The following is a 12,914-nucleotide window of genomic DNA, read 5'->3' on the forward strand; positions in this document are numbered from 1 at the left end:
GGAATGGGGGGCGCGCTTATTCCTTGGGAATGCCAGCGGCGCGAATGATCTGGCCCCACTTCTCGGCGTCGGCGGCCGTGAACGCCAGCATCTCGGCAGGCGTGGTGACATAGCGGGACATGCCACCTGCGGTGTAAATCCGCGCGTCGGCCTCTGGTCTGGAAGCGGCGCGGACGAAGAGCTTGTTCAATCGCTCCAGCGTGGCCGGTGGTGTGCCCGCGGTGGTGGACAAGCCCAGCCAGTTGGCCAGTTCGTAGCCAGGCACACCGGCTTCTGCCATGGTGGGCACGTCCGGGAAGGTGGGAAAACGGATGGCGTTCGTGACAGCCAGTGCGTGCACGGTACCGGCGCGGATGAAGGGACCCGCTGTTCCCACGTCCACGATGGCCCATTGCACCTGGCCAGCGATCAAGTCGTTGATGGCCAGGGGGCTGCCCCGGTAGGAAACGTTCTCGGAGTTCAGCCCCGCCATCTGTTTGAGCAACTCGCCCGGCACGCGCAAGCCTGGGCTGCCGCTGGCCATGAACACCTTGCCGGGCCTGGCCTTCACATACGCAATGAACTCCGCCAGGTTCTTGACCGGCAAATCCTTGTTGACGATCAGGATAAGCCAGCCTTTGCCCAGCGGCGTGACCGGCGCCAGGTCCTTTTGCGGATCGTAGGGCAGCTTGTTGAACAGGTGAGGATTGGCCGAATGCGTCGTGGAGCCGCCGAGCAAAAGGGTGTGACCGTCTGGGGGTGCACTGGTCACGGCCTGCACGGCAATGAAACCCGATCCACCCGGCCGGTTGTCGACGATGACGGGCTGGCCCGTTTCTTCGCTCACATAGTTCCCCACCAGACGCGCGAGGGCGTCGGAGCCACTGCCTGCAGAGAAGGGCACGATGATCCGAAGCGGCTTGGTCATGAAGCTGTCGGGCTGCTGGGCCACCGCAAACGAGGTAATGGACAGGGCGCCCAGGCTTGCGAGCACGGATCTGCGTGAAACTTTCAACTCATGTCTCCTTGAAATCACCATGAATACGGGGTCTGTGCCCCGCGCCGCTATCCGAGGACGATCGATCTTGATGATCGATCAGTCGTTCCTATAAAGGAACGTCCTTCTCTTATAAGAATATCGCAAAGGACACATGACGACGTCAGGGTAAACACCGTGATCGGGAAATGCGGCGGTGCAGGGCCGTGTGGAGGTCCATCTCCTCCAGCGTGCAGTGCTCGGTTTCGATCAGGAAGTTGCCCCCGTCGGGGCTGGCGTTGCGGGCATGGATGCCATGCCCTGGCCGGATTCAGGCGCCGGCAGGACGCTGGCGACCCAGCTTGCGGTACACCGTGGCGCGGCTGATGCCGAGTGCGCGTGCCGCTTCCTTCACGTTGCCACGCGCGTCGTCCACCGCCTTGCGGATGAGGGCGGTTTCCATGTCCTTGAGCGGAATGCCGTGCGCGGGCAGGCCGCCGCGTTCGCCGTTGCGGTTCAGTTGCACCAGCACGCACAGCCGCAGGCCGGACCACAGCGGCACTTCGAACGCACCGCGCTGTGCGCGGGCGGCATCAAACAGCGCCTCCATGGGCACGGCAAAGAGGTCGCTGCAATGGCCGGGGACCATGCCGGGGCCGATGCCCAGCATCTCGGCCGCCGAGCGGTTGAGCGCGGTCACCTGGCCGTCGCCATCCAGGCCCACCAGGCCGTCGCTGTCGTCGCCGATCACGCGGCCTGGCCAGTTCATGCACAGCAGCAGGCGGTGCGGTCGGCCGAGCGTGAGCGCGTTCTCGATGCTGCGCGCCGATTGCGTCACCAGGTGCTTGAGCGCGGGCTGTTCGATCACGTTCACACCGGTCAGGTCAAGCATGCCCACGCACTGGCCGTCGGGCCCCCAGATGGGCGCGCCGGCGCAGCTGTAGACGCTGGTGTCGTCGTAGAAATGTTCACCCCGGTGCAGCCACACGGGCTGCAGTTCGGCCAGGGTGGTGCCGATGGCAGTGGTGCCCACCGCGCGTTCGGACAGATCCACGCCCACGCGGGCGATGTTCGCTGCAAGAGGGTTCTGGCGGTCCACCGGGCCGTTGACATCGATCACCGTGCCGCGCGCGTCGGTGAGGATGGAGAAGTAGCGCGTGTGCGCCATGGCGCGCGTGAGCGACTGGATGACCGGCGCGGCCGCGCGCAGCAAGGGCTGGTTGGCCTCGATGGCGTGGCGCATGTGCGCGGCGGTGACGGCGTCGAAGGCGATGTGTTGCTGGGGCTGGAACCCCAGGTCCAGGCAGCGGCGCCAGGAGCGTTCCACCCAGGGCGCGAGCAGCGGCGGTGTGAGCGGTGCACGAGACTCCAGCACCGCCTTGCGCGCCTGCTCGATCAGGGCAAGCCGTTGCTGGTGGGGAACTGGTGGCTGGGGCTGTGGGGTCACGATCGGCTTGGGGGTGGCTGGGCGGGCGGGCCGGGCTGCAGGATCGGGGGCGAGATTCTCATTAAAGCAGCGTTTGTGCGCCAGCGCACACGCCTGAGCGGGGTGCTCGGGTTAACCCGGCCAGCGCCACGACCAGCGGGTCTCTTTCACCAATGCCTCCACGTCGGCCGGGGTGTCCAGGTCGCGCGTGTAGTGCGGGTTCTCCACCGTCCACAGGCGAACCGCCTCGGGGTGCGCCGCGCGCCACTGGCGCAGGCTGGGCTGCAGCGGCGTGCCGGTCAGCGCGGCGCGCACCTGCGCGTCAAAGATCACCGGGTGACCGGGTTGTCCGTACACCATGGGCACCTGCACGCGAATGCCGGTGTCGCGCGCCTTGAAGGCGTCCAGCGCGGCCTGTACGTCCTCGCCATCCACCATGGGCTGATCGGCCAGCAGCACCACGATCTGCTTCACATCGCTGGCCAGCGCGCGCAGGCCGGCACGCAGCGACGAGGCGGTGTCGTCTTCCGGGCGCGGGTTGATGACGCAGAGGGGGGCAATGCGGTCAGGCAGCTGTGCCACGTGGGCCTGAATATCGTGCGCGTGGTGGCCGAGCACCAGCACCAGGTCGTGCCGCGCCTTGCCGCGCAGCGGCTGCAGTTGAGTCAGCAGGCGTTCCAGCAGGGTCTTGCCTTCCAGCTGCAGCAGGCATTTGGCGATGCCACCCATGCGGCGCCCGGCACCGGCGGCGAGGATGACAAAGCCCGTCTTCATGGGGAGACAAAGCAGGTGGGGGAGGAGGGTACGTTGGCTTCCTGCGAATTCTTGGCACTGGCCACGTCCATGTCGCGCGGGAGCGGCACGCCGTTCTTCACCGCCAGCACCTCGGCCATGATGCTCACGGCGATCTCGGGCGGCGTCTTGCTGCCGATGTAGATGCCGATGGGGCCGCGCAGGCGCGCCAGGCTTTCAGTTGTCTGTTCGAAGTGCTCGATCATGCGGGCATGGCGCGCTTCGTTGTTGCGCCGCGAGCCAATGGCGCCCACATAGAACGCGTCGGTTTCCAGCGCTTCGAGCAGTGCCAGGTCGTCGAGCTTGGGATCGTGCGTGAGGGCGATGACGCAACTGCGGCGGTCGACCCGGAAATCGCGAACCACGTCGTCGGGCATGTCGGTGACCAGCGTGACACCGGGCACCGACCACGCGGTGCGGTATTCCTCGCGCGGATCGCACACGGTCACGGCAAAGCCGCTGAACAGCGCCATGGTGGCCAGGTACTCGGTGAGCTGGCCGGCGCCGATGAGCAGCATGCGGTATTCGGGGCCGAAGGTGTTGCTGAGCACCCGGTCGTCGTCGATGAGTGCAGACGGCGCTTCGGCCGCACGCAGCGACACGCGGCCGGTGGACAGCTCGGTGCGCCGCTCCATCATCTGACCACCGGCCAGGGCCTGTACCAGTTCCGCGAGCGACGCGGCTTCGGGGTTGAACTCCAGCACCAGTTCCAGCGTGCCGCCGCAAGGCAGGCCGAAGCGGTGGGCTTCGTCTGCGCTCACGCCGTACTTCACGCGCTCGGGCGTGCCGTCGGGAATTTCGTGGGTGATGCCAGCCGGCACCGTGCTGCCCTGCACGGCGCCATGCGCGCGGCTGTAGCGGTAGATCAGGTCGTCTTCGATGCAGCCGCCCGAGACCGAACCCACCACAGCGCCGGTTTCGGACAGGGCCATGATGGAGCCCACGGGCCGGGGTGAGGAGCCCCACGTGCGCACCACGGTGGCGAGCAGGGCGCGCTGGCCCTTCTCGCGCCAGCCCTGTAGCGTGCGCAGCACGGTGACGTCGAGGTTTTCCAATTGGGCGTCCTTCAGTTTCTGGTAGCGAGGTAGATGGCCACGGCGCCCACCACCACGATGGCGGCCCAGGCCCAGGTGGGCAGGCCGCCCGAAGCCGCAGGTGCGGGCGGGGGGGCCGCCACCACGTCGCCGGCCGCAACCGCAGCGCTCGGGTAACGGCGCTGCAGCTCTTCGTCGAAGCGGCGGAAGAAATCTTCGGCCAGCGATTTGGCGGCGCCGTCGATCAGGCGCTGCCCCAGTTGCGCAATTTTGCCACCCACCGTGGAGCGCACGGTGTAGCTGAGTTCGCAGCCGGTGGGCGTGGGCTTGAGCGACACGCTGGATTCGCCTTTGCCGAATCCGGCCACGCCGCCCTGCGCGTCGAAGCTGAGCTTGTACGACTCGGGCGGCACGATGTCGGAGAGCACCACGCGGCCGTTGAAACGCGCGGAGACCGGGCCGATCTTGAGCGCGGTGCCCACGGCATAGGTGTTGGGTTCGGTGGGTTCGAATTTCTCGCAACCCGGGATGCAGGTCTTGAGGATCTCGGGGTCGTTGAGGGCCTCCCAGGCCTGTTGTTGGGTCACGGCGAGCGGCCGGCTGCCTTGCATTTCCACGTTGGTATCTCCTGTCAGGACGAAATGTTGAATGAAATCGGGGGCGTCAGCCGCGTTGCATGAGCGATGCCATGGAGCGCGCGAGGTCTTCGAGCCGGCTCAGGTTGTGCACCGCCAGCATGCCGTGCGCGTGGCGGTGCAGCACGCTGGCACCGCTGGCCAGTGGCGCGTAACCATCGAAACGCAGCAGGGGGTTGAGCCAGAGCAGTTGCCGCGTGTGGCGGCCCAGCCATTGCAGTTCCTGTTCAAGCACTTCGGGCGTGCCGGTGTCGAGCCCGTCGGTGATCAGCAGCACCACGGTGCGCCGGCCCACCAGGCATCGGGTGTGGCGCTCGCGCAGTTGCGTGAGCGATGCGCCCAGGCGCGTGCCACCGGCAAAGTCGTCGATGGCGGCGTTGGCCATGGCCAGCATCTCGTCGGTGTCGCGGTGGCGGAAGGCGGCGCGCAGGTCGGTGAGGTCGGTGCCGAAGGCAAATGCCGCGCGAGGGGTGCCGCGCGTGGCCTGGTGCAGGAAGGCGAGCAGCAGGCGGGCGTAGCGCTCCATCGAGCCGGAGATATCGACCAGGATCAGCAGCGGCAGCGGCTGGCGGCGCCGGCTCAGGCGAGGCAGTTCCAGCAGTTCGCCGTCGTGCCGGCGGGCCTGCTGCATGGCGCGCGGCCAGTTGGGCCGATGGCCGCGCGTGCCGGCGCGCTCGCGGCGGGAACGGAACGGCGGCAAGGGCAGGGGGATCTGCCGCACCAGTTGTTCGACGAGGCGGAATTCGCTGGCCGACAAGCCGGCAAAGTCGGCGTGGCGCAGCCGCTGCTGGTCGCTCGCGGTCATGGCGGCATCGAACTTGAGTTCGGTCTCGCCCTGGTTCGGCGTGCGCGCCTTGAGGCCAGCCACGCTCAACGCTTCCTGCACGCGCGCCTTGCGCCGCACCGGGTGGGCTTTGGCGGCCTTGGGCAGCATCTGCGCCAGCAGTTGCTGCGCGAGTTCGGGGTTGCGGAAGAAGGCGTCGAACATCTCGCCGAACACGCCGATGTCCTGCTGGCGGCTGATCAGCACGGCTTCGAGCGCCGCGCGCAGGTCGTCCTTGCGCTCCACGCCCACCGCCTGCGCCGCCGTGATGGCCAGCACCACGCGGCTGCTGTCCACCGGCACGCCGGCGCGGCGCAGGGCGCGGCCAAAGGCGGTGATGTGGTCCGGGAATTTTCCGCTGCGTGCGTCGCCGAGGATCATGGCGGGACCCTAGAGGGGTTCGGGCTCCAGCAGCTTGTCCAGCATCGGCAGTAACGCAGCCACGTCCTCGCGCTGCTTGAACAGGATGCCGGCGGTGTCCTGGATCACCTCGGGGTCGAGCGTGAGGGTGTCCAGCGCCACCAGGGCCTTGGCCCATTCCACGCTTTCGGCGATGCCGGGGCTGCGCTGGAAGGCATTGGCGAACGGCTGGTTGCGCAGGCGCGAGACGAAGCGCGTGACCTGCTCGGTGAGTTGCGCGCTGGCCTCGGGCACCTGGCTCTTGACGATGGCGAGTTCGCGTTCGCGCTCGGGGTAGTCCAGCCACTGGTAGAGGCAGCGGCGCTTGACGGCGTCATTCAGGTCGCGGGTGCGGTTGCTGGTGAGGATGGTCAACGGTGCGGCCACGGCCTTGATGGTGCCGAGCTCGGGAATGCTGACCTGGTATTCACCCAGGTACTCGAGCAGGAAGGCTTCGAAAGGTTCATCGGCGCGGTCGACCTCGTCGATCAGCAACACGGCGCCGGGCTCGGGCGTCTGCAGCGCCTGCAGCAAGGGGCGGCGGATCAGGTAGCGCGCCTGGTAGACCTCGCGCTCGATCTCGTCGGGTGTGGACATGGCCTGCGCGGCGCGCATGTGCAGCAGCTGCGCGGTGTGGTTCCATTCATAAAGCGCTTCTCGCTGCTCCATGCCGTCGTAGCACTGCAGGCGCAGCAGCGGGCGACCGAGCACTTTCGCGAGCGCCTTTGCGAGTTCGGTCTTGCCCACGCCGGGTTCACCTTCCAGCAGCAGCGGGCGTTGCAGTCGCATGGCGAGAAACACGGCGGTGGCCAGCCGCCGGGGTGCGTGGTAGCCCACGCCTTGCAGGGCGTGGGTGAGGCCGTCGATGGAATCGGTTTCGGGCAAACCGGTCATCCATTCGCCTGCCGCACGGCGGCCTGCGTCTGCACCGTGACCAGGTGCGCGCGGTAGGCGGCGCTGGCATGCAGGTCGCCGTTCATCTCGCTGGCGTCCACCTTCACGCCGGCCACGGCCTCGGGGGTGAAGCTCTTTGCCAATGCCGCTTCCAGGCCGGCGTGGCGGAACACGCCGTTGCCGGTACCGGTGACGGCCACGCGCGGACCCGATGGCGTGAGCGCCACGAACACACCCACCAGTGCGAAGCGCGAGGCCGGCTGGCGGAACTTGGCGTAGGCTGCCTTGGTGGGCACGGGGAAGCGGATGGCTGTGATGAGTTCACCCGGTTCCAGCGCGGTGGTGTAGAGGCCCTGGAAGAAGTCGTCGGCGGCGATCTGGCGCCGGTCGGTCACCACGGTGGCGCCCAGGCCCAGCACCGCGCTGGGGTAGCAGGCGGCCGGATCGTCGTTGGCCACCGATCCGCCGATGGTGCCGCGTGCGCGCACCTGGCGGTCGCCAATGCCGTTGGCCAGCGCAGCCAGGCCCGGAATCAGCTTCTTCACATCGGCGTTGTCGGCCACCTCCTGGTGGGGGGTCATGGCGCCGATCACCAGCGTCTGGCCCTCGACCTTGACGCCGCGCAGTTCGGACACGCCGCCGAGGTCGACCAGGTTTTCAGGGCGCATGAGGCGTTGCTTCATGGAAGCGATCAGCGTCTGGCCACCGGCCAGGGCCTGAGCACCGCCGGCTGCCAGGCGTTTGGCGTCGGCCAGGGTCTTGGGTTGTTCGAGCGTGAATGCGTACATGGTCGGTCTCCTTACTTCTTCGCCGATTGAATGGCTTCCCACACACGGCTGGGGCTGGCCGGCATGTCCAGTTCCTTCACGCCCAGGGGCGCGAGCGCATCCAGCACGGCGTTGATCACCGCGGGTGGTGAACCGATGGCGCCGGCCTCGCCGCAGCCTTTGGTGCCCAGCGGGTTGGTGGTGCAGGGCGTGACCACGTGGCCGAGCCGGAAGTCCGGCACGTCGTCGGCGCGCGGCATGGCGTAGTCCATGAAAGAGCCGGTGACGAGCTGGCCGGTTTCGCGGTCGTAAACGCAGTTCTCCAGCAGCGCCTGGCCAATGCCTTGCGTCAGGCCGCCATGCACCTGGCCCTCGACGATCATCGGGTTGATGATGGTGCCGAAGTCGTCCACGGCGGTGAAGCGGTCGATGCGCACCACGCCGGTGTTGGGGTCCACCTCCACTTCGCAAATGTGCGTGCCGGCGGGGAAGGTGAAGTTGGTCGGGTCGTAGAACGCGGTCTCGTTCAGGCCCGGCTCCAGCTTGTCCAGCGGGTAGTTGTGCGGCACGTAGGCGGTGAGCGCGACCTGGCCGAAAGTGACCTTCTTGTCGGTGCCCTTCACGGTGAATTCGCCGTTGGCGAAGTCCACGTCGGCATCGCCGGTCTCCATCAGGTGGGCGGCAATCTTCTTGGCCTTGGCTTCGATCTTGTCGAGCGCGCGCATGATGGCCGCGCCACCCACCGAGATGGAGCGTGATCCATACGTGCCCATGCCGAAGGGCACGCGGCCGGTGTCGCCGTGCACGATGTCGACCTGGGACGGGTCCAGCCCCAGGCGCGAGGCCACCACCTGCGCGAATGTGGTCTCGTGCCCCTGGCCATGGCTGTGCGAACCGGTGAACACCGTGACGCTGCCGGTGGGGTGCACGCGCACCTCGCCACATTCGAAAAGGCCGGCGCGCGCGCCGAGTGCACCCGCCACGTTGCTGGGCGCGAGACCGCAGGCCTCGATGTAGCTGCTGTAGCCCACGCCACGCAGCAGGCCCTTGGCCTTGGAAGCGGACTTGCGCTGCTCGAAGGTGGCCATCTCGGCCAGTTCGTTGGCCTTCACCATGCAGGCCGGGAAATCGCCCGTGTCGTACTGCAGCGCCACCGGGGTCTGGTACGGGAACTCGGTGATGAAGTTGCGACGGCGGATCTCGTCCTGCGACAGACCGGTCTCCCACGCGGCCCGGCTCACGATGCGCTCGAGCAGGTAGGTGGCCTCGGGCCGTCCGGCGCCACGGTAGGCGTCCACCGGCGAGGTGTTGGTGAACCAGGCATCCACTTCCACATAGATCTGCGGTGTCTTGTACTGGCCCGCGAGCAGCGTGGCGTACAGGATGGTGGGCACCGCGGTGGAGAAGGTGGAGAGGTAGGCGCCGAGGTTGGCGTCGGTGTGCACCCGGAAGGCGAGGAACTTGCCGTCCTTGTCGAGGGCCAGCTCGGCGTGGGTCACGTGGTCGCGGCCGTGCGCGTCGCACAGGAAGGCCTCCGAGCGGTCGCAGTTCCACTTGATCGCGCAGTTGAGCTTCTTGGAAGCCCAGGTCAGGCACACATCTTCGGCGTACAGGAAGATCTTGGCGCCGAAGCCGCCGCCCACGTCGGGCGCGATCACGCGCACCTTGTGCTCGGGCAGGCCGAGCACGAAGGCCGTCATCAGCAGGCGTTCCACGTGCGGGTTCTGGTTGGCAACGTACAGCGTGTAGTCGTCGCCGGCGCGGTTGTAGCTGGCGATGGCCGCGCGCGGCTCCATCGGGTTGGGTGCGAGACGGTTGTTGATCAGGTCGATCTTGGTCACGTGCGCGGCGCCGTTGAAGGCGGCGTCCACCGTGCCCTTGTCACCGATGGCCCACTTGTAGCAGTGGTTGTCAGCGGCGGCTTCGTGCAGCGCGGGCGCGCCTGCCTTCATGGCATCGCGCACGTCCACCACGGCGGCCAGCGGCTCGTAGTCCACGTCCACCAGTTCGGCGGCGTTCTTGGCGTTTTCCAGTGTGTCGGCCACCACCATGGCCACATGGTCGCCCACATAGCGCACCTTGCCGAAGGCCAGGATCGGATGCGGCGGCTCCTTCATCGGCTGGCCGGCGGTGTCGGTGATGAGCCAGCCGCAGGGCAGGCCATTGACCTTGTCGGCGGCGACGTCGTTGCCATCGAGCACGCCGATGACGCCCGGCGCTTTCAGTGCGGCGGCCTTGTCGATCTTGCGGATGTTGGCGTGGGCGTGCGGCGAGCGAACGAACACCGCGTGGTGCATGTTGGGCAGCACGATGTCGTCGGTGTACTGACCGGCACCGGTGAGGAAACGGTAGTCCTCCTTGCGCAGCAAGGATTCGCCGATGTGGGGGAGTTTGGAGAAGTCGGAAGCACCCATGATGTTTCTCCTTCAGGCCTTCATGGCTGCAGCACCCTGCTGCACGGCCTTGACGATGTTCTGGTAACCCGTGCAGCGGCAGAGGTTGCCTTCCAGCAGTTCCCGGATCTCGGTCGCGCTCGCGCCGGGGTTGGATTTGCACAGGCTCACCGAGCTCATCACCATGCCGGGGGTGCAGAAGCCGCATTGCAGGCCGTGGCATTCCTTGAACGCGTTCTGCATCGGGTGCATGGTGCCGTCGGCACTCGCCAGGCCTTCGATGGTGGTGACTTCGGTGCCGGCCACCTGGGCCAGCAGCACGTTGCAGGACTTGACCGCGCGGCCGTCCACCATCACGGTGCAGGCGCCGCACTGGGCGGTGTCGCAGCCGACATGGGTGCCGGTGAGCTTGAGTTGCTCGCGAAGGGTCTGCACCAGCAACTGATGGGGTGGCGCATCGACGGTCACGGCCTTGCCGTTGACCCTGAGTTGAACCTGCATGCTTGTCTCCTGTTTTGGGTGGGGGCGCCGACAGTTGAGCACGCTGGTTCCCGCCGGGTTTGCGGGTTAACCCTCAATTCGCGGGGAGGGCCTCAATCATTCTCAAATTGAGACTTGGCGCTCGGCCGGGCCTACTTGGGCCGTGGGCGCTGAAGCCTTGGCTGTACGGTCTGGAGACGGCCGGCTCGCAGATGGACCACCGCCTGAGCCACGGCAAGTGCTACGTTGCGCGTTTCGGCCTGGACTTCGGTGTCTTTGTCCAGCGTGTCGTGGCTGTTGTAGTACGGCTCGTAGTAGCCGATGAAACGGTCCAGTCGAGCTGGCGCACCGGCGTCGATCAGGCCCATCCAGTCCAGCCAGTCGCACAGCGAGCGGCGGGATCCCTCGATGCCGGCCACGTCGCCGTGCACCACCAGGCCGTAGGCCCGGCCAGCCAGGTGCTGGGGGTAGTCCCAGCCCGCTTTCTCGATGGCTTTGGCCTTCTCGGGTTTCTTGCCACCGGTGGCGGTGGGGTCCGGGTTGCCGCCATCGGCACACACCAGCCGGTCGATCATGAGCTTGAGGGGGCTCGGGCTCTGGTACCAGTAAACCGGCGTGACGATGATCACCGCGTGCGCGGCCACCCACCGTTCGTAAATCTCGGCCATCCAGTCGTGCGTCTGGTTCAGGGCGTGATTGGGGTAGCAGCTGCAAGGCCAATGGCACAGCGGCATGGCCGTGGACACGCAACCCTTGCAGGGGTGGATGTGCAGGGCGTATTCAGAAGTGATCAGGCTCAGGTCCAGCACGTCGGTCTCGATCTGCTGCTGTGCCAGCGCCTCTCGCGCGATCTCGGTGAGCCGGAAAGACTTTGAGATTTCACCCGGGCAGGTGCCGTCGTTGCGTGCGGAGCCACAGACCAGCAGCACGCGCGAAGGGGTGTCGGGCAGCGCCCAGCGGGCTTGCGCCGCGTCGATGCGCTGTCGGGTGGCGATCCATTCGGACGACAGGTCGTAGTCCGGGTCGGCGTAGCCAGGGCCGGCCTTTTGTGTCACCGGCGCCTTGCGGCCCTCGGTGTACGCGTCCCAGGCAATGGACTCCAGGCGCTCGATGCTGGCGTCCTCGGCGCGAAAGGCCGGGTCCATGAAGAAAGCGCGGTAGCGTTCGGAGAACCGCTCCCGCGACATGGGTTCAGGTGCCTGTCCTTTTCGAATGCGGGTCATGCGGAGTCCGATGCAGTGGCTGGAATGCCCACTGTGGAAGCCGTGCAGGGCGAACGTCTGTTCGCTGGCGCACCCTCAGAGCTGACCGGTGGCGCGGGTGGGCTCGGCCTGGTAGCGCAGGCTGACCACGCGGTCTTCGACGACCAGCAGGTGCACGCTGGCCCTGCGGTACGACCATTTCCGGTCGATGCCGGGGATCACGTTGTCCTGCCGGCTCCTGGTGCTGATTTCCAGCCCGTAGCGCGAGCGCAGTGAAGCGGTGAGGCGCTGGGCGATGGCACGCGCCTCGCTGGCCGTTTCTGCCTGCGACCGCAGGGTGATGCCCGTCAGCCTGTCCTGCTCGAACTCGAACGCCACCGCGAACACCGCACCCACCAGTTCATGCCGGGGAATCTCCAGCAGCACCGGGCCACGCGATGCGGGGCGCGCCTCGGGAACCAACGCCACCACTTCGTTGGGCGAGGCGCCAGCGGGCACGCCGCTCCACAGCAATTGCGCCGAGGCGGTGGGGGCCAGCAGAAGGAGGGCGGTAGACAGCAGGAACTTGAGCATGTGGGGCGTTGGACCACGCCAGCGCCACAAAGTTTTCAGTGGGCGCTGGTGGCACCGGGGATTGTGCGTTCAAAGTGCATGGTCCAGTTGATTTCCCAACTGCTGCCGCCATCGGCCGAGAACGCCTGTTCCCAGTGGGGCGTTGGCGTGTGGGTGCCAGTCCAGCGGAACCGCACGCGGATCGGGCGGCCATCCAGCACGTCGTCCGCATAAAAGGTACCCACTCCCGCATCGAATGCGCCCACCACGGGCACGTCGAGCCGGCCGGGGTGTCGGCCATCGAGCCACCAGATGGACCAGCGGCCCGTGCTCGCGTCGTGCGTGCGCAGCGTGGTGGCGCGGTAGCTGCCGTCCGGCAGGTGCAGCAGGTTGTCGTCTACATTGCCGGCACCGCCGAGCACCGGCCAGACGCTGCACTGGCCATCGAAGGTCTGCCAGTCATTGCTGCCGCACAGTCGTTCTTTCAAACGCCGGTGCGTGACCTGCCACTGGCCGTGGAGGAAATCGAAGTCGTGTGGGCTGGAGTGGGTCATGACGGGTT

General features: G+C 67.1%; 13 protein-coding genes. All 13 read right to left on the minus strand.

The annotated features are described in order from the left end of the window. Positions 1 to 16: 16 nt before the first annotated feature. Complete coding sequence (locus tag ACTIF6_RS12655; RefSeq protein WP_439588344.1) at positions 17 to 994, minus strand: Bug family tripartite tricarboxylate transporter substrate binding protein; 978 nt, start codon at positions 992 to 994, stop codon at positions 17 to 19. A 292-nt stretch (positions 995 to 1,286) separates the two neighbouring features. Next, complete coding sequence (locus tag ACTIF6_RS12660; RefSeq protein ID WP_439588345.1) at positions 1,287 to 2,402, minus strand: helix-turn-helix domain-containing protein; 1,116 nt, start codon at positions 2,400 to 2,402, stop codon at positions 1,287 to 1,289. A 111-nt stretch (positions 2,403 to 2,513) separates the two neighbouring features. After that, positions 2,514 to 3,155: a nucleotidyltransferase family protein gene (locus tag ACTIF6_RS12665; protein WP_439588346.1), complete on the minus strand. Its 642-nt coding sequence runs from the start codon at positions 3,153 to 3,155 to the stop codon at positions 2,514 to 2,516. After that, the gene (locus tag ACTIF6_RS12670) at positions 3,152 to 4,228 is read right to left on the minus strand and encodes an XdhC family protein (RefSeq protein WP_439588347.1); all 1,077 of its coding nucleotides are present in this window, start codon (positions 4,226 to 4,228) and stop codon (positions 3,152 to 3,154) included. Before ACTIF6_RS12670 ends, ACTIF6_RS12665 begins: the two co-directional genes overlap by 4 nt. A gap of 11 nt (positions 4,229 to 4,239) precedes the next feature. Next, the gene (locus ACTIF6_RS12675) at positions 4,240 to 4,824 is read right to left on the minus strand and encodes a CoxG family protein (protein WP_439588348.1); all 585 of its coding nucleotides are present in this window, start codon (positions 4,822 to 4,824) and stop codon (positions 4,240 to 4,242) included. Between the two features lie 46 nt (positions 4,825 to 4,870). After that, the gene (locus ACTIF6_RS12680; RefSeq protein ID WP_439588349.1) at positions 4,871 to 6,046 is read right to left on the minus strand and encodes a vWA domain-containing protein; all 1,176 of its coding nucleotides are present in this window, start codon (positions 6,044 to 6,046) and stop codon (positions 4,871 to 4,873) included. A gap of 9 nt (positions 6,047 to 6,055) precedes the next feature. Next, complete coding sequence (locus ACTIF6_RS12685; RefSeq protein ID WP_439588350.1) at positions 6,056 to 6,958, minus strand: AAA family ATPase; 903 nt, start codon at positions 6,956 to 6,958, stop codon at positions 6,056 to 6,058. Continuing rightward, complete coding sequence (locus tag ACTIF6_RS12690) at positions 6,955 to 7,746, minus strand: FAD binding domain-containing protein (protein ID WP_439588351.1); 792 nt, start codon at positions 7,744 to 7,746, stop codon at positions 6,955 to 6,957. The genes ACTIF6_RS12685 and ACTIF6_RS12690 overlap by 4 nt, the downstream gene beginning before the upstream one ends. Positions 7,747 to 7,757: 11 nt before the next feature. Then, positions 7,758 to 10,139 carry a xanthine dehydrogenase family protein molybdopterin-binding subunit gene (locus ACTIF6_RS12695; RefSeq protein ID WP_439588352.1) on the minus strand — a complete coding sequence of 794 codons (2,382 nt, stop codon included), beginning with the start codon at positions 10,137 to 10,139 and terminating at the stop codon, positions 7,758 to 7,760. 12 nt (positions 10,140 to 10,151) lie between these two features. After that, a complete protein-coding gene (locus ACTIF6_RS12700) occupies positions 10,152 to 10,619 on the minus strand; it encodes a (2Fe-2S)-binding protein (RefSeq protein ID WP_439588353.1) in 468 nt (155 codons plus the stop codon). Positions 10,620 to 10,750: 131 nt separating this feature from the next. Further along, complete coding sequence (locus ACTIF6_RS12705) at positions 10,751 to 11,821, minus strand: flavodoxin family protein (RefSeq protein WP_439588354.1); 1,071 nt, start codon at positions 11,819 to 11,821, stop codon at positions 10,751 to 10,753. 75 nt (positions 11,822 to 11,896) lie between these two features. Further along, positions 11,897 to 12,373, minus strand: a complete 477-nt coding sequence (locus tag ACTIF6_RS12710) for a hypothetical protein (RefSeq protein WP_439588355.1) — start codon at positions 12,371 to 12,373, stop codon at positions 11,897 to 11,899. 35 nt (positions 12,374 to 12,408) lie between these two features. Next, positions 12,409 to 12,906, minus strand: a complete 498-nt coding sequence (locus ACTIF6_RS12715; RefSeq protein ID WP_439588356.1) for a DUF1579 domain-containing protein — start codon at positions 12,904 to 12,906, stop codon at positions 12,409 to 12,411. Positions 12,907 to 12,914 lie beyond the last annotated feature (8 nt).

Source organism: Hydrogenophaga sp. (genome assembly GCF_051860785.1).
Lineage (GTDB): Bacteria > Pseudomonadota > Gammaproteobacteria > Burkholderiales > Burkholderiaceae_C > Hydrogenophaga.